Annotated in this window: 24 protein-coding genes and 2 pseudogenes; 1 reads left to right on the top strand and 25 read right to left on the bottom strand. The window is 66.4% G+C overall.

What is annotated here, in order from left to right; translation table 11 throughout:
- Nucleotides 1-379 precede the first annotated feature (379 nt).
- The 17 genes from ACWDNY_RS18060 to ACWDNY_RS17980 form a co-directional block, all read right to left on the bottom strand.
- Nucleotides 380-1510, bottom strand: a complete 1131-nt coding sequence (locus ACWDNY_RS18060; protein ID WP_451646739.1) for a tyrosine-type recombinase/integrase — start codon at nt 1508-1510, stop codon at nt 380-382.
- Nucleotides 1510-1722: an excisionase family DNA-binding protein gene (locus ACWDNY_RS18055; RefSeq protein ID WP_451646738.1), complete on the bottom strand. Its 213-nt coding sequence runs from the start codon at nt 1720-1722 to the stop codon at nt 1510-1512. Before ACWDNY_RS18055 ends, ACWDNY_RS18060 begins: the two co-directional genes overlap by 1 nt.
- On the bottom strand, nt 1715-3061 hold the full coding sequence (locus ACWDNY_RS18050; protein ID WP_451646737.1) for a replication initiator: 1347 nt from the start codon (nt 3059-3061) through the stop codon (nt 1715-1717). Before ACWDNY_RS18050 ends, ACWDNY_RS18055 begins: the two co-directional genes overlap by 8 nt.
- A gap of 101 nt (nt 3062-3162) precedes the next feature.
- Nucleotides 3163-3468 (bottom strand): SpdD-like protein, encoded by a 306-nt coding sequence (locus tag ACWDNY_RS18045; protein ID WP_451646736.1) that lies wholly within the window; start codon nt 3466-3468, stop codon nt 3163-3165.
- A gap of 21 nt (nt 3469-3489) precedes the next feature.
- A complete protein-coding gene (locus tag ACWDNY_RS18040; RefSeq protein ID WP_451646735.1) occupies nt 3490-3645 on the bottom strand; it encodes a hypothetical protein in 156 nt (51 codons plus the stop codon).
- Nucleotides 3646-3660: 15 nt separating this feature from the next.
- Nucleotides 3661-3840: a mobile element transfer protein gene (locus tag ACWDNY_RS18035; RefSeq protein ID WP_451646734.1), complete on the bottom strand. Its 180-nt coding sequence runs from the start codon at nt 3838-3840 to the stop codon at nt 3661-3663.
- Between the two features lie 13 nt (nt 3841-3853).
- Nucleotides 3854-4573, bottom strand: a complete 720-nt coding sequence (locus ACWDNY_RS18030) for a DUF2637 domain-containing protein (protein ID WP_451646733.1) — start codon at nt 4571-4573, stop codon at nt 3854-3856.
- 84 nt (nt 4574-4657) lie between these two features.
- Nucleotides 4658-6025, bottom strand: a complete 1368-nt coding sequence (locus ACWDNY_RS18025) for an FtsK/SpoIIIE domain-containing protein (protein WP_451646732.1) — start codon at nt 6023-6025, stop codon at nt 4658-4660.
- A gap of 5 nt (nt 6026-6030) precedes the next feature.
- Entirely contained in the window at nt 6031-6378 is a 348-nt protein-coding gene (locus tag ACWDNY_RS18020) for an SCO3933 family regulatory protein (protein WP_451646731.1), read from the bottom strand.
- A gap of 181 nt (nt 6379-6559) precedes the next feature.
- Nucleotides 6560-7381, bottom strand: coding sequence for an integrase (locus ACWDNY_RS18015; RefSeq protein WP_451646730.1), 822 nt, complete (start codon nt 7379-7381; stop codon nt 6560-6562).
- Nucleotides 7378-8229, bottom strand: coding sequence for a sigma factor-like helix-turn-helix DNA-binding protein (locus ACWDNY_RS18010; RefSeq protein ID WP_451646729.1), 852 nt, complete (start codon nt 8227-8229; stop codon nt 7378-7380). The genes ACWDNY_RS18015 and ACWDNY_RS18010 overlap by 4 nt, the downstream gene beginning before the upstream one ends.
- A 175-nt stretch (nt 8230-8404) precedes the next feature.
- Entirely contained in the window at nt 8405-8794 is a 390-nt protein-coding gene (locus ACWDNY_RS18005) for an ATP-binding protein (RefSeq protein WP_451646728.1), read from the bottom strand.
- A 97-nt stretch (nt 8795-8891) separates the two neighbouring features.
- Complete coding sequence (locus ACWDNY_RS18000; RefSeq protein WP_451646727.1) at nt 8892-9740, bottom strand: helix-turn-helix domain-containing protein; 849 nt, start codon at nt 9738-9740, stop codon at nt 8892-8894.
- 829 nt (nt 9741-10569) lie between these two features.
- Nucleotides 10570-10965, bottom strand: a complete 396-nt coding sequence (locus ACWDNY_RS17995) for a hypothetical protein (protein ID WP_451646726.1) — start codon at nt 10963-10965, stop codon at nt 10570-10572.
- 175 nt (nt 10966-11140) lie between these two features.
- Nucleotides 11141-11860: a hypothetical protein gene (locus ACWDNY_RS17990; protein ID WP_451646725.1), complete on the bottom strand. Its 720-nt coding sequence runs from the start codon at nt 11858-11860 to the stop codon at nt 11141-11143.
- A 376-nt stretch (nt 11861-12236) separates the two neighbouring features.
- The gene (locus ACWDNY_RS17985; RefSeq protein WP_451646724.1) at nt 12237-12755 is read right to left on the bottom strand and encodes an HAD domain-containing protein; all 519 of its coding nucleotides are present in this window, start codon (nt 12753-12755) and stop codon (nt 12237-12239) included.
- Between the two features lie 176 nt (nt 12756-12931).
- A complete protein-coding gene (locus ACWDNY_RS17980) occupies nt 12932-13897 on the bottom strand; it encodes a hypothetical protein (protein WP_451646723.1) in 966 nt (321 codons plus the stop codon).
- Between the two features lie 309 nt (nt 13898-14206).
- Here ACWDNY_RS17980 and ACWDNY_RS17975 point away from each other — a divergent pair, with 309 nt between their 5' ends.
- Nucleotides 14207-15127 carry a DUF4231 domain-containing protein gene (locus ACWDNY_RS17975; protein ID WP_451646722.1) on the top strand — a complete coding sequence of 307 codons (921 nt, stop codon included), beginning with the start codon at nt 14207-14209 and terminating at the stop codon, nt 15125-15127.
- Nucleotides 15128-15317: 190 nt separating this feature from the next.
- On the opposite strand, the gene ACWDNY_RS17970 is transcribed toward ACWDNY_RS17975, so the two are convergent.
- From ACWDNY_RS17970 to ACWDNY_RS17935, 8 genes and pseudogenes are all read right to left on the bottom strand, one after another.
- Complete coding sequence (locus ACWDNY_RS17970; protein WP_451646721.1) at nt 15318-15839, bottom strand: toll/interleukin-1 receptor domain-containing protein; 522 nt, start codon at nt 15837-15839, stop codon at nt 15318-15320.
- Nucleotides 15840-16679: 840 nt separating this feature from the next.
- Nucleotides 16680-16913 carry a hypothetical protein gene (locus ACWDNY_RS17965; RefSeq protein WP_451646720.1) on the bottom strand — a complete coding sequence of 78 codons (234 nt, stop codon included), beginning with the start codon at nt 16911-16913 and terminating at the stop codon, nt 16680-16682.
- Nucleotides 16914-17192: 279 nt separating this feature from the next.
- Nucleotides 17193-17941 (bottom strand): annotated as a pseudogene (locus ACWDNY_RS17960) (tyrosine-type recombinase/integrase); the annotation flags it as partial.
- Nucleotides 17941-18069, bottom strand: a pseudogene (locus ACWDNY_RS17955) (DNA-binding protein); the annotation flags it as partial. The pseudogenes ACWDNY_RS17960 and ACWDNY_RS17955, both read right to left, overlap by 1 nt.
- 291 nt (nt 18070-18360) lie before the next feature.
- Nucleotides 18361-18786: a hypothetical protein gene (locus ACWDNY_RS17950; RefSeq protein WP_451646719.1), complete on the bottom strand. Its 426-nt coding sequence runs from the start codon at nt 18784-18786 to the stop codon at nt 18361-18363.
- Nucleotides 18787-19839: 1053 nt separating this feature from the next.
- On the bottom strand, nt 19840-20451 hold the full coding sequence (locus ACWDNY_RS17945) for a TetR/AcrR family transcriptional regulator (RefSeq protein ID WP_451646718.1): 612 nt from the start codon (nt 20449-20451) through the stop codon (nt 19840-19842).
- A gap of 231 nt (nt 20452-20682) precedes the next feature.
- Nucleotides 20683-21360, bottom strand: a complete 678-nt coding sequence (locus tag ACWDNY_RS17940; RefSeq protein ID WP_451646717.1) for an HNH endonuclease family protein — start codon at nt 21358-21360, stop codon at nt 20683-20685.
- Between the two features lie 546 nt (nt 21361-21906).
- A protein-coding gene (locus tag ACWDNY_RS17935; RefSeq protein ID WP_451646767.1) for an IS5 family transposase occupies nt 21907-22705 on the bottom strand; the annotation gives its coding sequence in 2 pieces (ribosomal slippage) (nt 21907-22371 and nt 22373-22705; 798 coding nt in all).
- Nucleotides 22706-23106 lie beyond the last annotated feature (401 nt).

Here is a 23106-nt window from a genome sequence, read left to right as displayed (position 1 = left end):
GCCTACGACTTTGTTGCGAAGAACTTGCAATAGCAGAGCTGTTGCATCAGCATGAGTTGTGGCGAGGTCGGCCCGTCAGCTTTCGGTGGTGCGGCACCCGACATGGGTGCGGTCCTTCCAGGAAGGTGATCGTCTTCTCAACCGGCGTCCGCCGGATCTGGCCGGCCTCGCGCGCCTCCCCTTCAGCGGGCAGCACGCTCTTCGCTCAGCGAGATCTTCCGCGTCCATGGGCCGCCAGCCGACCTTCCCGCCCACAGTTCGCGTTGAGGGGTGGCCGGGGGCACAGGCGGAAGGGCCAGCTCAGGAGGGGTTTCCTCTCAGGCTGGCCCTTCATCGTGTCCGGGTCCGTGCCACACGCGTGCCGCTAATGCCACTTCCCCTAGTCGGTGGCCCTCCCCTCACCCTCGCGGATCATGGCCCCGAGCCGATCCGCGATGACCCGGTCCCGATCGCTGGTCATGTGCTGGTAGATCAGCGCGGCCCGGGAGCTGCTGTGCCCCATCCTCGTCATCAGCTCCCGCGTGCTGGCCCCGGCCGTCGAGGCCAGCGTGTTGCCCGTGTGCCGAAGATCGTGGAAGTGCAGCTCGGCCGTGACCCCGGCAGCCTTCCGGGCCTTGACCCAGTCGTCCCGGAAGTTGCTCCGCCGTAGTTGCCCGCCCTGCGGCCCGACGAAGACATGACCGTCACGGCCGGGAGCGGCGAAGTGCTCCAAGTGGCGCGTCACCTCGTCGAGGAGTTCGGCCGGGAAGGAGACCGAGCGCACCCCGGCCGCGGACTTCGGCGCCTTGTCGAAGAGCCGGCCGTCCTGCAGCTCGGCCTGAGCCCGGCGCACGGTGACCGTCAGCCCCTCCAGGTCGACGTCCCGGCACCGCAGGGCCGCCAGCTCCCCGAACCGCAAAGTGGTGAAGGCCGCCAAGAGCACGAGCAACCGGTAGCGCGGCGCGATGGAGTCGGCGACGGCGAAGACCTCCGCCACCGTGAGGACCGGCCGCTCGGGCACGTCGTACCGATCCGCACCCTTGATGCGGCACGGATTGCGCCGGATCAGCTCGTCGTCCACGGCCGTGTTCATCAGGGCACGCAACAACTGGTACGCCTTGACGACCGACGGCTCACCGACGCCGGCCGCCAGGAGCTTGCCGCGCCAGCTCCGCACGCGGGCAGTGGTCACGTCGGCCACCGTCCCGGCCCCGAAGGTGGGCAGGATGTGCAGCCGCATCACTGACTCGTTCCGCTCACGGGTGCGGTCCGCGAGCTTCCGGTCCCGCAGCCACGCGGTGGCGTACTCGGCGAAGTTCACCGCCCCGGCGTCCGGGTCCGACCACTGCCCGCGCACGATGTCCGACTCGATGTGCGTCAGGGCTACCTGGGCATCGGTCTTGGTCGCGTACGTCGTCTCCGCCGGACGCAGTTGCCCCGTCTCCGGATCCCGGTAACGGACCTGCCAACGACCGGACGGAAGCTGTCGGACCGAACCGAAGTCCCGGCGCTTCCCCTTCTTGTTGGCCATCAGGCAGCCCTCCGCAGAGGTCCGCGCCGGTGGCCGATCGGCCGCACCGTGTTGGCGTCGATGAAGGCGTTCAGCGCGCTCTCCGGGATGCGGACGTGACGGCCGACCTTGACGAACACGATGCGTCGCTCGGCGATCAGACGACGCGGGAAGCGCTCTGTGGTGCCGAGGAGTTCGGCCACCTGTGCCACGGTGAGATAGCGATCAGCCACGGATGGACTCTCCTTCCATTGAGACAGTGGGGTGACGAGAGGCCGCGAGCCAGGTCTCTGCAGCCGTCAGCCCAGTGCCGGCGAAGACCCAGTGGGAGAGGACGAGGACGGTGTCCGGGTCGGGCAGCGGGTGGCCCGCCTCGGCCGCGCGTCCGCGGGCCAGGGCTTCGTTGTGGTCGGCGCGTTCCTGGCGGAGGGCGCCGAGGGTGACGGAGTAGGCGCGGGACTTGGTGGAGAAGTGGCCGCGGAAGCCGAGCATGTGGGCCCACTTGCGCAGGCGCAGAGGCTCGAGTTCGGGCAGCGCGCCGAGCTGCCAGCAGGTGAGGATCATGCGCCGGGCGTGGTCGGTGACGCCCGAGCCGATCAGGTCGGTGATCGGGTTGCGGATGGGCCGGTCGAGAGTGCCGGCGGTCTCGGCGCCCTTGGTGGCGTACTTGGCGATGTAGGCGGCCACGGCGCGGCTGGACAGTTCCGAGGTGCCCGCGAAGTCGGCGGAGCGGATGGGGCGGATGTCGAGCTGTTCGCCGAAGCGGAAGGCGTATTCGTGCCCGTCGAGGACCGGGCCGGGTGCCTCGGCCATCCGGGCCGCGGAGCGGATCGCGTCCGTGAGCAGTTCCGTGGTGGCCCACGCCGGTGGGGCGTCCTCAGCGCCGTCCGGTCCGTCGAGGCGGATGACGGCGTGGAAGTGGACGGCGCCGCGCCGCTGGTACTCGGCGACCTTGGCGTAGGAGACCTTGAGGCAGTGGCGCAGTGCCGAGCGCTTGATGCCCGCGCGGGAGGCGAGGTGCTGGCGCAGGTAGGTGGTGAAGCGTCCCCAGAGCGTCCCGGCGTGTGCATTCCACAGTACGGCTGCGCGGTAGTCGTAGCGGTCCGGGTCCAGGGGTGTGCCGAGGGCGGGGTCGTCGTCGGGGTGGAGGCGTCCGCAGCGGCACCGGCCGCCGCCGGGGCGGTTGTGGACGGGGCCGAAGGACGGGGCGGTGAAGGTGGCGAAGACGCGCGGGTGTTGGGCGACGGCCGGGCCGATGCCTTTGCCGCCGCTCAGTCCGGCGGTGACCAGGTGGAAGGTGTCTTTGCGGTAGATCTCGGCGCAGGAGGCGCACCGGGTGGCGCGGCGGTTGTTGCAGCGGATGAGGAGCTGTCCGGCCGGAAGGTCACGGTCGGCAATCTCGCGGACGATCTCACCGGTGGCGGCGTGGACGTCGAGCCGGTGGCCCTCCATCCGGACGGGCCGCTCGCAGCCGCCGAGGCGCTGGATCTGGTGGGCGTAGGCGCTGAGGTCGCCGTGCTGGGCAAGTGCTGCCAGCTGGCGGATGGCTGCGGTCGGAGCCGCAGGGTGCATGTGCGGGTTCCTCCTTGCAGGGAGTGGACGTACGGTGCGGAAGCCCGGCCTGTCGAGGGGGCTAGACAGCATGGGCAGGCCGGGCGGGCGGAGCTACGAGGTCAGCGGCGGGTGAGGATGGAGCGGATGACGACGACGCACACGGCCACGGACGTGGCGGTGATGGCGACGGCGAGGAGCATGGAGACCAGGACGGCGCCGACGACCAGGACCACGGCGGTGCCGCCGCCGACGAGGGCGAGCGCGGTGACGGGGGTGAGCTGGACGGCCGGTCGGCTCGGAGCCGGGGGAACAGTGGCCGGCGGCGGGGTGGGGACGCCCGGTGTGATGGTGGTCGGTTCGACGACGGCGGGCGGGGTCACGAGGCCGGTCGGCTGGGGCATGGTCGGGATCTTCGGCCGGAACATGAACGGGTCTCCTTCCGCGGGTTACTTGAGGAAGTTGTCGATGACGGGGGCGAGCAGGCTGTCGGCGAGGAGGTAGCCGCCGACGAGCAGGACGGCGATGAGCCACCAGGGTGGGCGGATGAGCTTGACGCCGAGGACGCCGACGACGAGCAGGGCGAGCCAGAGCGGAACGTCCATTGCGGTGGTCTCCTGTCAGGCCGGGCAGCGGTGGGTGCGGGCGGCGAGTTCGGCGGCGGCGCGGCTGTCGTACTCGGCGGAGAAGTCGCAGCGGGGTGCGGTGCAGGCGGCCAGGTGGCGGTTGCGGCCGCGGTCGATGTAGGAGGCGACGTTGACGGGGCCGATGCGGCGGAGGTTGCGAAAGCGCCGGTTCACGGTGGGGCTCCTCTCAGAGGTGCGCGGCGACGGACGGGGTCATGGACGGGGGCAGGCCGAGCCGGGCGCGTACGGCGTCGGGGTCGGCGGGGTGGCCGGTGGCCGTGCGGTGTTCCTCAGCCAAGGCCCGGACGCGGTCGACGAGGGCGGGCGGCAGGGATGCGGCGGGAGCCGGCGCCGGGGTCGAGGTCGGGGTGGCGACCGGTTCGGCAATGGGTTCCGGAGCCGGTTCGGGGCCGGTGGAGGGTGCCGGAAGTGCGTCACGGTCTGACCCGTCGACGGCGGCCGGGGCGGGCTGCGGCTCTGCGTCCGTGTCCGTCGTCGAGGAGAAGGCCGGGGCCGCCGGCGCTAGCGGGTCGTGCGGAGTGTGGGCCAGCAGCGTTCCACCGAAGAAGGCGACGGCGGGCCAGCCCGCGACGACTACGCGGAGCGATGCCGGTACGTGGTCAAGGTCGAGGAGCCCGGCCGTGGCGACGTTGGCGCCGAGGGATGCGGCCAGGGCCACCAGGAACCACAGCCGCGGACTCCCGGCCGCCTGCCCCGCTCGCTGCTGCTGGCGCATCCGGCGCCAGGCGGCGACGAGCAGCAGGTCGACACTCACGGGGTAGGCCCACGCCTTCCAGCCGCCCTGTCCGGCCGCCGCGGCGAGGTCGTGCAGATGCGAGAAGGACAGGGCGCCGGCGATGACGGCCTGGACGACCACGGCGTCCACTCGGGCCAGGTGGGCACGCATCGGCTCGGCTTCCTTCCGGTTTCGGGCATGGGAGGGGTAGGGACGTGGCGCGAGACGGCCACGCCGGCCGTGGGAGGAGCGCGGTTACTCGGTCACCGGGCGAGCGGTGGGCGCCACGGGGACGGCAGGAGAAGGCCCGGTGGGCTCCGCGGTGACGGCGGGCCGGAAGGGGTCGAGGCGGGGCAGTTCCGGGACCAGGCCCCAGGTGTCGCGGCAGACGGCTGCCGCGTCGTCGAGGGTGAGGTGGGGCGAGCGGACGCGGGACCAGCCGCCGGAGGAGTCGCCGACGACCGCGACGCCGGGCCGTTCGGCGGGGATGGAGGTTGCGGCCAGCGCCGCTTCGGGTGCGATGTCGCCGAGCGCCATATTGGCGGAGGTCTCGTCGTTGACGCGGTGGCAGACCCGGCCGGTGAGCTGGGCCCGGAGCATGGTGGCGCCCTTGCCGAGTTCGGCGCCGAAGCGCTGCCCGCACACCTCCAGGTAGATGCCGGCCGCGCGACCGAGTTGGGCAAGGCGGATGAGCTTGGTGACCATGGCGTCCCGCCGCTTCTCCTCGTCCTTGCTCGCGGCGAGGAAGAGTTCGGCGATCTCGTCGACGACGATCACGACCGGCACTGGTCGTACCTTCTCCGGCAGGCCCCACACGTCCGAGGCGAGCACGGCGTCTGGACCGGTTCCGCCCTTCATGCCGATCAGGCGGAACCGCGCTTCCATCTCTTCCACCAGGACGTCGAGGAGGTCGTTCGCGCGGTCCGGCGTGTCGGCGAGCGCCGACAGGCGGGGAGCGAACGGGGCCAGTTCGACGCCCCATTTGCAGTCGATGCCGACGAGTGCGACGGGTTGTCGGGCCAGCCCGCACAGCAGGTTGCGCAGGTACACGGACTTGCCCGACTGCGTGGCGCCGAGGATGAGTTCGTGCGGCACGGTGCGAAAGTCCCGGACGTGCCAGTGCCCGTCCTCACGCAGCGCCAGCGGCAGGGACAGCGGGCCGGTCTGCAGCCACCGACGGGCAGGCCGGACGTCGGCGAGGACATCCCAACCGACCAGCCGCAGTTCCAGCCGCCCCGGCTTGGTCGGGCGGACGTGCACGGCGTGCGCGCCCCAGGCGTGCCGCAGCCGGTCGGCCGAGGCGGTGAAGTCCTCGGGCGCCTGCCCGGCCGCCATGCGCAGCCGCATCACGAGCCCGGACCCGGTCGGCCGGGGCAGCCCCCGGCGCGGCGGTACAGGGGCCGCCTGCCGCCCCATCATCCGGGCGGTGGCCCGGCGGACGGCCGAGGCCGGCACCGTCAGGCCGCAGGCGTCCATGGTGGCCCGGTACGAGGTGAGCACCCGCAGCATCACGACCGGGTATCCGACCAGCCACCAGAACAGGACCGGCAGCCGACGGCGCACCGCGGCCAGCGCGGCCACCGTCAGCAGTAATAGCGCCAGAACCCACAGGGCATCCGTCATCGTGCTCAGCCCCGCGCCGCCGCCGGGGCGCCGACCATGACGGCGTCTGCCCGGTAGGCGATGCCGTGCCGGGAGCGGCCGCCGAACTCGCTTTCCCAGGGCCGTGCCACCAGGCCGGACAGGAAGACCGGCGTACCCATCACCAAACCCTCACCGATGCCCTTCTCGGGAACGGTCACCTTGATCATGTCCGAACCGCCCTCGGCGATGAACACCAGCTCCAGGACCATGAGCCGGTCGTTGGTCACCGGGTCCACGGCCACCTCACCGGTCTGCCGGTCCTTGACCTTGACCTCGGGCAGCTTGGTGACCAGCAGAGTGGCGCCCGAAGTGTCGACGGGAATGACGCGCATGGTGTGCGTACCTCACTTGGTCGGGCGCCCGTTACGGACGCCGAGTGAATTGAATACCCCCCTAGACAGCCAGGAGGTAACCCACCCCAACTGTCTAGGGGGGTTGACGACTACCGTAACCGACACACCGTCAACTGTCTAGGGGGGTATACAAGCGTGGCGCCCGAGCCGGTGGGGCGCGCTAAGGCATGACCCAGTGCAGCACGGTCGCATCGTCGCGGGTCTTGCCCCGCGGCCAGCGCCGGCCATCGGGGTCGTCGGCCTCGGCTTCGCGCACGCGGCGGATCAGCCCATCCGGACCCGACGAGTTGAGGACGCCCAACGCCTCGCTCCAGTCGGCGAGTTCGAAGCTGTCCACGAGTCGCGTCGCCCCGTCGCTCAGCAGCGTCACGGAGGCCAGTGAATCCAGCGGGACAGTCCCCGTCAGGGCATACTCGGCCGCCCTCGGGTCGGGGCCGGCGATCCAGAAGCCACCCGGCCGGTTACGCAGGCCGGTCAGAGCGTCCCGGTATTCCGCGAGCGCAACGGAGTGTTCAGGCGAACCGGTGGGCAGCGTGTCGACCGGTCCCCGCAGTCGCTTGCCGACGTTGTCCAGGCGCTGGTCGGTGATGGCGGTCGTCCGCCCGTCCGTCTCGGCGAGGAGGAGGGTCGAGTCACCGAGAACGAGGTACTCCAGTACTTCCGCCTCGGCCCGGACAGCGACGACCGTACTGGTCGGACTGGCCCGATAGGCCAGGTCGCATGTGTCCTCGTGCAGGGAGCGGACCGTTCGGATCGAGTCGGCGAGACAGTCGGCGAGCGGCCGGGCGGGGTGCGCCGCGATGCCGGCCAGCAGCAGCCCGCCCAGCGTGGAGGAGAACCAGGCGATCCCATGCACGCACCCGGTCTCCCCACCAGCCACGCCGGCGCCGTCGAGGAGAACGGCCGCACCGAAAGCAACTGCGGCGAAGTCCTCGTTCTCCTGCCCCGGGTCGGCCGGCTGCGAGCCGAGGGCGACGTTCACGCCGTTGCCTCCTCGTCGTGCAGGTAGAGGGGGCAGAGCAGTTCGACGGATTGCGGCTCGTCCGTCTCCGGGTCGTATTCGACGCTCACCAGCGTGGAGAAGTGGCGCTCGCCCACCTGTCCCCAGAGCGTGTTGAGGTCGGACGTGAGCAGGTGGACCACGCCGAGGGAGCCTGCCGTGTGGACTCCGGCGATGGCGAGCACCGAACCGTTGCCGTCCGGTCGGGGCAGCCTGCCGAGGTATCCGACGTCGTGCGGACGGCGCGGCTCGATGTCCGCCCCCGCGTGGTACACCGCGCCGGTGCGCCGGTCCACCAGCGCCCACGGTTCGCCCTCCGGATGTTCCCAGCCGAGTACCGGGTCCTGGGCGTAGAGGTCCCTCATGACCTCGGACATGCCCGGTCCGCAGACGACGATCAGGCCGTCATGGTTGAGGTCGATCTCACCACTCACCTGTACGTGGCCGGAGCTGGCGGCAAGCCCGTAGGACTTGGCCAGCTCCTCCAGTCGCTTCCCGGAGTTCATGTCGGCCATGGCGACGACCGGGCGCTTCTTCTCGCCGTCCCACCGCAGCGGAGTCACAACGGTGACGGCGCCCACACCGAGGAAGGCTCCCTCGGGCGCCGGGCCGGTGTGCCGGATCTGATGAATCCGCCCGCGGCTCAGACCGGCCTTTTCGGCGATCTGCGCGTAGGACAGTCCTTGCGCGTGGAGGTCCTGGACGACACGGCGGCGGAGCCGGGCGAGCTCAGTCACCTCCTGCTGCGCGTCGGCCAGCCTCTTCGTGACCTCACGCAGGAGCAGATACGGATCATCGATCGCCGTGATCCGCTGCAGCTCGTCCGACATGACCGCACCTCCTAGAAGTACCCAGGAGTCTAGGGCCCTAGACGGAATGGGCGGGAGGCGCCGCCCTGTATGAACGCCGATCACGAAGAACCGGGACCGCCGCCGAGGCACGCCCCGGGGGCTCACCTGCGACTGCCCGCAGGGTGATCACCGACCGCCGTCAGGCAGGGCGCGGTCACGCACCCTCCCATGTCAGGTCAGCCCAAACGGAACGCCCGTCGGGCCAGTTCTTCACACCCCAGTCCTTGGCGCAGGACGCGATCAGCAGCAGCCCGCGCCCGCTTTCTTCCTGGCTGGTCACGTCACACAGATGCGGCACGCGCTCGCCGCCCTGGTCGACCACCTCGATACGCACGAGGCCGTCGCCGAAGCAGATGATCACGAGGAACCAGCCGCCGGCCGACCCGCTCAGCGAGTGCCGCACGGCATTGGTCGCCAGCTCGCTCACTACCAGGACGGCATCGTCGACAGGGCCGCGCCCGTCGAGTAGGGCAGCGACGAAGTGACGGGCATGCGCCACCTCCTCGGCCACACCGGGAAACGCACGGCACCACTTGGACCGCATAGGAGACTCCTCACCGTCGTCTAGGGGGCTAGACACCCGAGCGGCAGAGTATTCCTGCGGACGACCAACAGGCCAGGCATTGCCAGGAATTATTCCTCTAAGGGGTGAGGCTGTCTCCCAAGTCGCGGAACTCCTTCATCACCTGCAACAGCAGCTCCCGTACTTCCCCACCGAAGACCGCAGCCCGCTCGAAGCGGTCGAACGTCTCCTCGTACGCGGCCACCTCCGCGGAGTCGACCGCCACCCGCTCAGCGCCGAACGTCTCGACCACGACCGCTCGCCTGTCGCACAACGTGAACCCATGCCTAGGCAGGACCGGCACCGGCCGACGCCAAGGGATGACCCCCAACCGCACAGTGCTCAGGCTCTCGACAGCCAGCAAACGGTCCAGCTGAGCGAGCATCAGCGCCGGCGTCCCCGGCCACGTCCGGAGCACGGCTTCGGTCAGCACGAATACGGACTCCCGCTCCGGTTCGTACAGCAGGCTCTGTCGCTCCACACGGGCAGCGACAGCCCGGCCGACCGACTCAGACGTTGCGTCCGGCGCACTCTCGAAGACGTGCCGGGCGTACTCCGCGCTCTGGAGCATGGCCGACAGAACAACACACTGGAACGAGCGCACCAGCCGAGCGGCACGAACCTCATCATGAACGGCCGTACCAGCCGGAGCGTTGCCTTCCGGTTGACCGGAGTCAGCAGCCGCCTCTACCGCAGCCAGGAGGTCGCGCACCTCACGGGCGGTCGATTCATCGAGGTCGAGGGCACGCGAAAGCCGGTCAAGCACATCGAGGCTCGGAACCATGCGCCCGGTCTCAACATTGGACACGGTCGGCTGCCCGACACGGGCCCGCTGCGCCAACACAGCACCCGTCAGGCCGGCCTCTGTACGCAGCACACGAAGACGCGCCCCAAGGGTCTGCATCCGCGCCCGCCGTTCACTCCCCATACCCCAGGGTTCTACACCACTAGCCAGCAGCCATCAGGGACGAGAGCAGCATCAACCGAGACAAGACACGTCCAGAAGAACGAGCGTGATTCAAACTCTCCCTACTGGTTCAAGCCCCGGCTGCGCTCCGCTCCGCCGGGCGCGCTTCCCGGCTCCGCTGCGGGCGCCGCTCCTGCCTTCGGCCCGCTCCGCCCGCGCTGCGCCGACACGCGCCCACTGGTGGATAGGGCCGGTTGCCATGAGTCGATCACCGCATACGCGACGGTCAGAACAGTGCCTCCGGCGGGGGATCGGCCGGCACCGGGATGGAGGGGGCGCCATCGCCGACCGCGGGGCCGTCGTGATGGATGCTGGGGGCTCCCATCCCGCACACCATCGACCCAGGCAGAGCCGAGCAGACGCGGCCCCTGGCGTCCAGGTCGTTCGTACAGTGGCGCGCTCCACCTGGACGCCAGGAACCACGCCCGCTCCACGGTGTGTGGGTCGACGGCGTACGGGATGGGAGCTGGGGTGGTAGGGAATGTCGCACGCACGTACGACATCGAGGTCTTCCTCGCTCACCAGCATCCCGTGGTAGCCGCAAAATGCCACTAGGGGAAGCGCGACCTGCAGTGCGCCCTGGCGAACTACCCCAAAGGCTGACTGATCATCCTCAAGCCTGACAGAGTCCGCGCCCAGCCAAGGCGACGGCGACCGATCCACTACGCCCACCCAGACGTTGAGGGCCTAGGAGTTCACCGCCGACTCAGACAGCAGCTGGACTGCAGGAGAGCGATAGAGGGCTGTACGTGCCCCGTGTGCCCGACCCAAGGGCAGGCAGTCCCGCGGCTCACTTCGGAAGCGTGAAGGCCTCGCCGACCGCGGCGAGCAGTTCGAAGGGGAGCTCTCGGTCGACTTGGCCGATGGTGAGCCCGAGCCGGCGACCAGTAGACGGCACCTGCCACATCTGCATGCTCCCAGCAAGGTGGCATAGGGAGCCCAGGCGCTCGGGCGCCTTCATGTCTGGGTAGTCCGGTTTGTCGAGCCCGAGATAGGGCCACAGATCGACCACGGTCGGACTGCCCCAACGCCCAGCCAGCACCGTGACCATTGCGGTGAGGTCCGCCTCTAATTCCTCCTCGGCCGCCGTGACCGTCTCCGGATCAGGAACGTCCCAGAAGTCCCGACTCCGCCGGAAAGCAGCAATGTGACACCTGGGCCGCACCATTCGAATTGCGTCTCCCACAGGCCTTTCTGTCCGGGAAACGGCAGAGCAATCAAGGCATCGATGATCGACAGCTGATCCTCAGCGGAGCCTGCGGACCGCAGCTTGATCGGCATGGCCGGAGTATAGGGCTATCGACAGATGTGGGCGTCCAGTCACACCGCACGAGCGAGATCACGATCTACAGATGGGGGTATTAGTCGTAGTTACCTCGGGCGACGATGTGCGGCAATGTGAACATATCGGAGTCCAGTTCCGACTCCGTAGAAAGAACGATTGTCGATACATCGACTTCACTCCTCAGCTGCACAGCTTTAGGCGTGTCGATGCATTTTGCATGGTCACCTTGAACAGTGAAGGAAGGCTGAAAATCATCAGGGCAATTCAATTTGTCCAATGTCATGCAAACCTTCACATCTGGATCGCCGGAATATATGTGCGTAGCCCCAACTGCAAAGCTACCCCCACCAGCCGCATTTGGAAGGAACGGGTACCCCTCGAAGTAGTAGACGGCGTGCGCGGCGCAAAATCCGAACACGAACCCGGGATGGCCGAAGCCGGAATCAGGGCGGCTCAGTTGCTGAATAGGCGTCCGATTGAGAGTTACTTTATTGCCGCCCACATCGAAGCTGGGTTGGAATTTTCCGCTGTGCGCATAAACCACCACCGCCTTCACATATTTCGTTCGATCAGTGATCAGTTGAATACTTTCCCATTTCCGGTCGTACTGATAAACGGTGGCACCGGAACCGACAGGAAGGCTGTAATTTGGCTCTTCTCCCATAATTTGAGTGAGCCTGTCAAACCGTTCCCCTGGATGCAATTGCACAACGAGCGATTGCTCCTTCTCCAGTGGGCTTTGCTGTGTGAAGTGAGACACCATCCAATGGACTCCGGCATAGAATCCAGCAATCACCCCGCAGAGTGCAGCTAAGGATCCAAGCGTCTTTTCTAGCCAATTCCACTCCTTCCAAAAACGCCTACCCGTACCTGAAGAATCTTGATGGCTCCTGGAAGGCGATCCACTCGTGTTCATGCGTCTCAAGACCTCGATCGCGAAGAAGTGCGCCTCTCTCGCGGCGATCATCGCGTGTACCGATGGAATGCGCAGCTCCTGACACTCCAAACGGGGAACGTGAATGCGGTGGTCGGACGCCGTTACCGCCGATGGCAGTGACGGCAACGACGGCGGACGCCAGCGGCACTCAGCAGCCCGGCACAATGCCGGCGGCGTGTTGGCTCACCGCGACACCACCATGTGCCCGCATCTTCTAATCGCCTGGTCTTGTGGCTCAGCTCGGCGCAGCGGCACGGAGCCAAACGGCGAGCGCGGAGAAGTCGGCATCCATGAGACCTTTGGTCGGGTCGACGCGATGAAGCAGCGAGGGCCCAGGATGTTGGGCAGCGACCCAGAGGTGGTCCATGGCGCTGATCTCGTCGTCGACCCAGATGAACGGCCGGCCACCTGCCCACTCGACGAGAGGGCGGGTCTTCCAGTGCAGGCCGCGCGGGCCTTCGTCTGAGCAGGAGGTAGGCCACTCCACTACCGGCAGCCTTGGCAGTCCGATGCGTGGGGAGACCACCTCGTTGGCCTCTTCCAGCCAGGTCGTTGCCCACACGAGATCGCAGTCCAGGGTCATGAGACACGATCCGATCCCCGGATCGAGCCGCGTCAGCAGCGGATTCCCTTGATCGGGGGACGCTGCGGAGGAGACAGCAGGGGGCTGCGGGTGATCGGACGATGATCCGAACGGTATGAGCGGACCGTCCACGTCGAGGAAGAGGAGGGGGCGCCTCGTCACGCTTGTCACGAGGGCACCGTAGCCCGGCGCGCCAGGGAAGCGGTGCCCTCATCCCTGGGCCGTCTCTGGGCTGTGCAAGGGCGCCCGAGGCCGACCGATGGGGACCGACAGTGACAGGCGAGCCGCAGTCCTCAGCAGCGAAGGCCCAGGTCAGGCGGCCGGGGCCATACGGGTTTCCCGTCTTATCAAAGGTCGCGGATCCATCTCTCCAGCGACGGTTCAACCGTCCCGGCGATATCAGTGATGTCAAATTCCTCTCTCAGCGTGCCGATAATGTCGGCTCGAAGATTTCTGAAGCCGACGTCGGCAAACAACAGAACGTTCCGATTGAGGGCACGCATAAATCCGTACTCAAGCGCAACGTTCGGATTGAATTCGTCTTTTGCGCGATCTTCTAGAATGGCCACGCCTTGCTTGCAACACAGCATGTACGTGCACACATTGTTCCATAGATTCCGATCTGCAACGTAAACCTTGTCATCTGCTCTTACTGGATCATATCCAGCGGCTCGCAGAACACGGCGCAACTCAACATCCAGCTCCACAAGCAATCGGTTCGACGCGTCAAAACGCGTCATAAGGAAGACGTTCTTTTCGTAACACGGATGATCATGAAAAAACTTCTGGCAAGCCTCAGCTAGAGACTCATACCCTGGAGGCAAGGCAAAATTACCCACGCCACTCAGCCCCTTAATGAAGTGAAAGTGCGTCAGTATATTGCACTCCGTCTGAGCATCCAAAATCGAATGCAGTGGGGCGGGCCAGTGGTTGGCCCAATCGTCCTCAATATTGACTCCATCCATCTCGGGAATGATGAACACCGCATCTTTGTCCCGCAATGCGAAATGGGTACGAATGTCACCAAGAAGTTTGCGATAGTCGGTGGATAAGTCAACCGCTCCGACAGCGGGTGCCCCGATCGGCCATTCCATGGCGTCGCCACCCGAACTAATCGATGGCGGCGCACTGCTGGGAGCCTTGTCGCGAAAGACGAAGACCCGACTTCCGGGCTGCGGCCCATACACTTCCACGTCGAATGTCTGGAGAAGTGGCCACCTGTGCAGTTCGTTGGGAAAATTACTTTCGACCAAATTGCGCATAACGCCCTGAAGGGCGAAGGACCAATCAGTATTGAAATGAGGTCGCGGCATCTCAGCTCGCCTCCATAGCCCAGGCTTTCCGCAACTCTCGGTGCGGCCTTAGGGATGATCGTCGATAACGCACCCTACATGGGTTAAGGGCTCGTGTCTCAGCTTGCCGCAAATTCGGGCATGTGGAGAGCTTCAAGAAGCACGCTATGGACCGGCTTCCTGCAAGGTGGACGGCCCCGCTATGCCGTAGACCGACCCGTTGTCGTGCATGATGCAGAGGTGCGAGGCGCGCCGCTTCCAAGATCACAATAAGGCCTCAAGTTTACTGACTTGGCCGCCCGGAAAGGGTTCCAGGGCTATCGTGCCGGCATGACAGAAGGGGGATGCAGTATGCAACTAGAGTGCGGTTTGAGGGAAGAGGACCTCCCGAGCGCCTATCGAGCAGCCAACAGTTTGTCTATAGCCGGCCAGAAATCCTACATGCGGCACACCAGGTTTCGTTTGGCATGCATGGTTTTGGCGGCGATGTCAGCTGCGCTCAGTGCCGCTAGGTTCCTGCCATCACGCGGTCAGACGATGCTTATTGGCATTTCACTTCTTCTGTTCATTTTGACTTTGATTGCTGAAATTGCGCTACTAATCGCCAAACCTGAACAGCTCTGGTACAAGGGAAGGGCTGTAGCGGAGTCCACGAAAACGCTGGCCTGGAAGTTCGCTATGCGAGCTGCCCCTTTTCAGGGAGCATCTCAGGATGATACCGCCGAGATATACCTAACCGATCAGCTTCGTGAGGTGTGCAGAGAGGCTCCTGACATGTTCGGAGCGCACCTGACTGAGTCGATACAGATCACTCAGTCTATGCGCGAAATCCGTGCGTCGCCGCTGACAGTGCGACAGAAGGCCTACTTGGGTGGCCGCATCGAAGACCAACGAAAGTGGTACCAAGATAAAGCGATACAAAACCAACGGAAGGCTAAGCAATGGAGAACCTTCCTTTTGCTCCTTGAATTCATCGGGGCTACAGGATCCCTCATACTGCTAGTGAAGATCTCTTCCTTTGATATCGGCGGAATCATCGCTGCAGGAGTGGCTTCAGGAGGGGCGTGGATGGAGGTGAAGCAATTTAGCACCAGCGCCAGCGCTTACTCGCTAACAGCCTCCGAGCTCTCATTGACCGCTAGCGAAGGAGAGCGTGTGGTCACCGAGGAAGATTTTCAGGAGTATGTCAATTCGGCTGAGCGTGCAATCAGTCGAGAGCATACTATGTGGCTCGCCAGACGATCTTTTTAATTTAGCGACCGTAGGGGGCAACGGCCAACTAATTGCCTGGGATCGGGCAGTTTAGAGAAAGACCGAAATTCAGAACTGTCTCTGCATCCTTCGCTGAGAGTCGCGTACATAATCATATGCAACACCGACTCTCGTGCCTTCGGCTTGGCGCCGGCGGCGTGGAGCGACGCTCAGACACGCCGCCAGATGCCTAGCCCGCCGGTGCGGGCGGTGCGATCAGGTCGTCATCAACGGCGACCAGCTCGGCGATCTTGGTAGCAATTACTGTCATCGAATCATCCGCCGTGTCCAACCCATTTCGGGATGCAAGCAAGGGGCTAATGTCCCGGAGTTCGCCGTAGGTCGTCTCATGCACGACAGGGAGCAGCAGGTCACGCGCAAGGAGCTCCGAGAGCTCCTTGTCAGAAACGCCACCGCGCTCGAGGCGTTTCAGTAGCGCAGGGGTAACCAGGACGAGACCCGTACGCGACCTCGCCAGGCCCTTGTCGATTTCCCGCATGAACGGTTGGCCGAGCACGATGTCCTTCTCGCTGAACCAGACCGACACACCCTCTGCTTCCAGCAGGTCGCACAACTCCTTGGCAGCACCGCGCCTGTCGTCCCATGCGTGGCAGAGGAAGACATCGCGAAGGTCAGGCTGTTGACGCGCGCGCAACACAGCGGCGTCGCGAACAGGACTCAGTCCCTTCACCTCGGCAGGCGTGTAAGTCACGGAGGAGGTGCTCGGTGACCAAGGCGCCCGCGTCCTGCCGCTACTGGAGCTGCCCCCACCGGTCGCGCTGCCCCGGCTACTGCTCCGCGACGTGTAAGCCGGCGGCGGGTAGTAAGACCGGGAAGGTGAGTACCCGTAGCCTCCACCGCTGCAGGCGGGGCACGCCGCACGTCCGCTGGCGGTCCGATGACCCTGGACCGGGGCTGTACAACGACTCATATCTACACGGTAGTCCACGCGCCCCCTGGAGCCACCTCGTTTACGCATGACCCCGGGTCGCCGACACGTTCCAGCAGGTTGCGATTCCTGAGGGGTAGAGACCATCGAGGCTGCTCACATGCAACATGACTGTCTGCTCGTCTGCGGCCAACAGACCTCGGTGTAGGACGGAGTCGATGCCGGAGGCGCCATACCGTCCTGAGGTAGAGCCCCCAAGTTGCTTCGAGACGAAGAGGCCGTCGGCCAAAGTCTCACTGCCACGCTTCTGCTGGTGCAACTTGCTCTGGTCGACGGCACGGCAGCGTGGCGAAGGCCGGTCGGGGGTGCAGCGAGGCACACGCGCTTGATCGGTCGGCGCACCCGCCGTCGTGGCTGGCCGCCGTCGGCTGAGGTTCGTGCCACAACCGTGCCAGATGCAGGGGTCAGCCACGGTCAACACTGGTGCCCCGCGGCCGAGTAGCCGCCCACTTCCTCGGCCAGCGAAGCCGCAGCTCAGCCCTCAGGTCACCCCGCCTCTCTCCTAAAGTGGTGTCCAACGCTGTCACTGAGTCCACACCCGCTGGAAGTCTTCGGCCGGGATAGCTTCCAGCGGGTCCTCTTCGGGGTCGAGCGCCTGGTCCGTCAGGAACCCGTGCTTGTCCTCCGGTGCTCCCAGCTGTACCGGTGGGGACGGCCGGCTGGAGTCAGCTCGGCCTGCTTGATGGCGATCAACTCACCGCGGTCGGGTACAGCCTCGAAGTACCACAAGCCGCCCTCCTCGTCGGCATGGCGAAAGTGGTGCCGCACGGTGGCCCCCTCATCAAGAGATCGGAAGTACGCCATGCTCTCTGCTTTGATGCGCTCCAGGTCAACCACAGGATCATCGTGCCAGCGAGCACGTGCGGTTGCACCGTTCTGACATCCACAGGTGACATCAACGACCCTGGACACCAGCGCTCCTAGGCGATCCTGCACGGCTGGCGTGGGCGGGCGCCTACCCGACAGTGCCGAGGGGCGATCGAACTCCTAAATCGGTGGTCGCTGGCGCGGCGGGCGCACAGGCCAGACGGCCGCGCCCGTGCCAGACGCGTGCCAGATCGTGCGGGGAACCGCGGGGAATGGCGGGGACCGGACCGCCGGCCAGGTAGACCCCCCCCTGGCCGCTCCACCAGACTTCGTCTCGCCGGGAGCGCGCTTGCCGTTGGTGCGCTCCGGTTCGGCGACGCGGACACGGATCACCATGTGGTCGAGGTCGACGTCCCGGCGGCGCAGGCTGGCCAGTTCCTCGGGCCGCATCGGGCCGTACGCGCCGAGGTAGACCATGAGGCGCCAGCAGATGCCGATCGCCTCGGCGAGGGCGCCGACCTGAGCGACGGTGGCGATGCGCCGCTCAGCGGCCGACTCCTTGCCCGCCCCTTTTATCCGGCACGGGTTACGCGTGATCAGGTCGTCGTGAGGGCCGTCTCAAGGATGCCTTTGAGGAGGCGGTACGCCTTGGCGACGGTGGTCCTGGCCTTGGTGGTGCGGAGCCGCTCGGCCCGCCATTCGCGGACATGGGGAGCGGTGATCTCGTCCAGGTCGAGCGTGCCGAAGGTCGGGAGGATGCGCAGCCGCAGGAGGTGCCGGTACAGGTCCTCGGTCCGAACGGCCAGCTCCCGTTCCTCGACCCACTTCTCGGCGTAGACGCGGAAGTTGACCGCACCGATATCGGGAGCCTGCCAGTCCCCGCGGCTGAGGTCCGCCTCGACCTGGGACAGCCAGATCTCCACATCCTTCTTGGTGTCGAACGTCCCGTCGGAGCGGATGCGCTCGCCATCGGGCCCGAGGTACGACGCCGTCCACTGGCCGGACCGGTACTGCCGCACCGCACCGAAGCGCCGGCGCCTGCCCTTCTTGTTGGCCATCAGGCAGCCCTCCGGAGTCCGGCGCGACGGAGCCTCACCGGCTCGACCGTGTGGGCAGCGAGGTAATCGCGGACGGCACTCTCGAGGATGCGTACGTGCCGGCCGACCTTCACGTACCGGATGCGCCGCCATCCCGATGGCCGGAGCAAACCCCCGGATCAGGTCGAACCCGTACACCACTTCCCTGGACGCAACCTCGGCGGGTCAGGCTGCGGAGCGGTGCCGTGAGCAATCCTCACAGTCGTTCGTACAGTGGCGCGCTCCACCTGGACGCCCTGGGCCACGCCCGCTCCACGGTGTGTGGGTCGACGGCGGACGGGATGGGAGCTGGGGAGCGGGCGGGGACAACGCCCGCGTTTGCCCTCCCGTGAAAATTCGACGACGTGGCTGCCGGCTTGGCTCTCAGCCAGACCGCGTAGTCACTCGGTGCCGTCCCCGGCAGTCGTGCCAAATCCGCTATCGGGCCGGTTGGTATTCTGATCCGATTTTGGCGGCGTGTTGTTTCCCGGCTCAAACGGGCCACAACCACGGCTGGTACCCATGCAGTCGGGAAGGCGATTGATATTCGAATCCGATTTTGGCGGCGTGTTGTTTCCCGGCCCAAACGGGCCACAACCACGGCTGGTACCCATGCAGTCGGGAAGGCGATTGATATTGGAATCCGATTTTGGCGGCGTGTTGTTTCCCGGCCCAAACGGGCCGCAACCACGGTTGAGGGTACTGCAGTTGTCGGCTACGGTGTGCGACGGCGTCGGGGCGGCGAATGCGCTGGCGGGCACCAACGCGCCGCCGGCAGCTAGGGCGGCCGCGGCGGCCAGCATCGTAAGAGGGGATGTGCGGATCATAGGTATTCTCCTCCAGTGAGAAAGGGCGGAGGGATTGTCGAGCGATCCGGCAAATTCACCAGACCTCCCCCGGGGGGTACGTCAGGTAAATCTCACCGCCAGGATAGCTCCGGACGATGCGGGCGGCAATTTGCTCTCCGTCAACCCCATTCTCACAAGTAGGTCCCGGCAGTCGAATCCCGTCACGTCGCGGAATCCCGGGACTTGACGGATAGCGGCGAGCCCTCTACGCGAAACATAGCCCCCGTCTGGGCCCAGGCACACGACGGTCCGATAGGCCCAGGGATCAGAAGTGGTCCGACCGCAGCGCACCTTCACCCAGGCGCTACTGCTGACCGGGGGGCCGTCAAACTGCCGGTTGATGTCTGACCTCAACGCTTGACACCAACAGGGCGAACAAGGGTGGGCGATGCCGAACCTCGGCGGATAACCAGTAGGAGCACAGAGCGGGTTGACACAGGCCGAAGACTCCCCCGACCGACCTGATAAGGATGAGGCCCTGAGGTGGCGGTACAGGAGCGAAGTACAGCGACCACAGCAACCGGTCCCGTCCCGTAGCGTCCTTGTAGGCCCGAAGCGCGGCCTGTATGGACCGTCACTGATCGATCTATCTAGGGCTACGGATCAGAAGGCTTCTGACATCCACGGCTGACATCAGCGACGCCACACGGGGGCACACAGCAGTGACTCTGTTCGGCCCTTGCACCAGTCGCCGGCAGCAACCGGAGCAGGCTCGGATCGAACTCCTAAAGCGGGTGTCGCAGGTTCGAATCCTGCCGGGGGCACAGCCAGAAGGGCCAGCTCAGGAGGGGTTCCCTCCCAGGCTGGCCCTTCGCCGTTTCAGGGGTCGTGCCACACGCGTGCCACTAGAGTCCACGCCGAGTTCCGGGCCGTCGCCGACCGGCTCGGGGCTATGATCCGCGACAGCGGGGGGAGGGGCCTCCGGCTAGGGGATCTGCAGCCGGTGCCCCAGCAGTGGGTCCGTGACCAGCCACACCAGGACGGGGGCCAGGACGGCCAGGGCCGTAACCCCCAGGCGCCTTCTCCGTGCGCTCACTTGGCCCCATCCGAAAGCGCACCGTGCAGGAAGAACTCCACCAGCTCCTGCGGGGTGAGGTCGGGCTCGTTCTCTGTACGCGGCTGGGTGAAGAGAAGCCCGAAGAAGAGGGCCGCGATCTGCTCCGGCGGCCGGCGCAGGGCGGCCTTGTCGGGCTCCAGCAGCTCCGCGAGGGCCGCACGGATACGGGTCGTCGACTCGTCGCGGCCCGCGCCGCGCACCGTGCCGGGGTGCTTGCCGCCGCGATGCCCCAGCGAGCCGAGGATCGCACCCATCCTGGACATGTGCGCCTGCAAAGCCTCGGCCGCCTCCGCGAGCCGGTCGGGCAGCGGCTGGGAAACGTCGATCTCGTCGAGCTCGCGGACCGCGTGCTCAGGGGAGAGCGCCTCGGCGATGCAAGCTTGCAGCAGCTCGTCCTTGTCGGCGAAGACCCGGAAGATCGTGCCCTCGCCGATGCCCGCGGCACGGGCGATCTTCGCGGTCGTCACCGCGGCCCCGTACTCGGCGATCAGCGGGATCGCGGTCTGGGTGATCATCGCGCGGCGCTCCTCCGGTGTCATCGCGGGGGCGCGGCGGCGGGTGGTCTGGTTCTCCTTGGGTGCTGTCATGGCCGTCAGGCTACGGAGTGAGCACTCACTCCGTCAAGGAGTGAGTGCTCACTCCTTTCGGCTTCCCTCACTCGTCTACTTGTCGGTGACAGCCCACCAAGATCCTCAACTACGGCTGGAACTGGTCCGATAGGCCAGGTCGCATGTGTCCTCGTGCAGGGAGAGAACCGTTCGCATCGAGTCGCTGACGAGCCATGTGGGCCCCCGCCTTGTTGATGGCGGGGGCCAGTTCTATGGAGCGGGTTCGTAGGTCACGGTGGTGCCTGGGCACGCTTCCGCGAGTTGGACGAGTGCTTCGAGTTCGACGGCGTCGACGGTGAGCCCCCAGCGGAGCTTGGTGGCGATCCACTCCGAGGCGTACCGGCACGTGCCGTCGACAGCCGGCGGCAGCCACTGGGCCGGGTCCTGGTCGGCCTTGCTCCGGTTCGAGGCCGCGGAGACGGCGACGAGGGAAGCCTGGGCGCCCAGGTCGTTCGCGTACGCCTCACGCCGCTGCGCGGTCCATTGCGATGCCCCGGAGTCCCACGCCTCTGCGAGCGGCACCATGTGGTCGATGTCCAAGGTGGACGCGGGAGTCATCCACCTGGCGTCGTAGTACGACCACCAGAGCCCTCCCGACAGCTTGCAGCCCGGCAGAACCTCGGGCGGGACGATCGCCTCGGAGATGAGCACCTCCGCTCGGGTGTTGCAGCCGTCGGCAGGGTTCTCGCCCGCGTTCCAGTGCCTGAAGCTCGTGCGCTGATAGCCGTCCCTCACCTCCGCCGCGAGGGGGAGGGAGTCAACCGCAGCCGTCATCGGGAGGGTGTTCGGCTCAGCGGAACGATTCTGCGCATGCGCCGGGGTGGGTGCCGCGAGGGGCACGACGAGGAGTGCGGCCGCGATCGCGGCACGTCTGAGGTTTGTGATCACACATCGCAGACTCGGCTGCGGGAATCTAATATGAGTGATTCGCCTCGAAAGAATGAGCCATATGGGCGCCCGGATTCACCAACAGATGTGTCATCAGATGGCTGCGTTCGGTGTCGGCCCTCTACGGCGCGCACCACACGCACCAAATCGAGCGACGAACCGCGGGGAATCACGGTGAGAGCAAGCGGAGCCGATGTGGCCGCCGCCCAGGTCACTGCGAACCCGACCGCGAAGGCCCACAGCTTCCCAAGCTGAGAGCACAGGCACCGTCATAGCGCCGGCCGTCGTGCCTTGCTCCGGCCGGCGGCACTGGCAGAGTGTGGAGGCTAGTGGGGGTGCAGCGAGACCATGCGCGCCTTGTCGGTCGGCACCCTCGCCGTCGCGGCTGACTGTCGCCGGCTGACGTTCGTGCCACAACCGTGCCAGATGCAGGGGTCAGCCACGGTCAACATCGGTGCCACGTGGTCGAGTAGCCGCTTGCTTCCTCGGCCAGCGAAGCCGCAGCTCAGCCCGCAGATCACCCAGCCTCCCTCCTAACAAGTCGTCTCATTTGGTGAGTCTGCGGTAGCAGATGAGGGTGCAGGCAATGCTGGTGAAGGCCAGGAAGTGACTGGCTTTGCGCTCGTAGCGGCGATGTAGACGTCGGCATCCTGCGACCCAGGCCATGGTGCGTTCGATGGTCCAGCGGTGCCGGCCCAGCCGCTGGCCGGAGTCCGTGCCCTTGCGAGCGATGCGTGGTGTGATGCCGCGGCCGCGTAACCAGCGCCGCAGGTGGTCGTAGTCGTAGCCCTTGTCGCCGTGGAGCTTGCCCGGCCTGCGGCGCCGTCGGCCGCGCCGGGACCGGATCGGCGGTATCCCCTGCACGAGCGGGGTCAGGGCCTGACTGTCATGGACGTTGGCACCCGAGATACCGACGGACAGGGGCAGACCGGACCGCTCGGTGATCAAGTGGATCTTCGAGCCGTACTTGCCCCGGTCCACAGGATTCGGGCCTGTCAGCTCCCCCTTTCTGGGCCCGCATGTTCACCGAGTCGATCGCACAGCGGGACCAGTCCAGCTGGCCGCGGGCACCGAGCTCGTCGAGGACCAGGCGGTGGAGTTTCGCCCATACCCTGGCCTTCGACCACTCCGTGAAGCGCCGGTGGGCGGTGGCACCCGAAGGTCCGAATGAGGCAGAGGGCAGTTGCTGCCACGTGCAGCCCGACGTCGCCACGAAAATGATCGCGGCCAGCACCTCCCGGTCGCCGTGCCGACGCCGGCCTCCACCTTGCGGGCGAGTAGGCGCCTCTGGCACCACCCGCTGGAACAACTCCCACAGCTCATCCGGCACCAGCCGCTCGACGATCCCCACACCGGCAGGCTACCGAACCAACCAAATGAGATGACCTGTAAAGCGGGTGTCGCAGGTTCGAATCCTGCCGGGCGCACCAGCGCAAAGGCCCCGGACCGATCGTGGTCCGGGGCCTTTGACATCCACTTCTGACTGTGAGGATGTCGGTGGTGCCGCCCGAGGCGGTCTGACTCGCCGACTGACCGACGCCCAGGCTGTCTTGTTGATGACATGTCGGCCGACTCGGGTGGTGCCGCCCTGCGCGCGGCCGGTCGGGCGTTTGTGACCTCATAGGAGCCCGGCCAAAGGTCCCATCACAGTCTTGTCCTCCCGCCCGACCGGCGCGTGCCATCCCTCATGCGTCGCACGGAAGGACAGCACTCATCAGCATGGCAGACGAGATAACGGTGATCGGC

The sequence above is a fragment of the Streptomyces sp. NPDC003697 genome (assembly GCF_053587115.1).
This window is presented reverse-complemented; position numbering and strand designations above follow the sequence as displayed.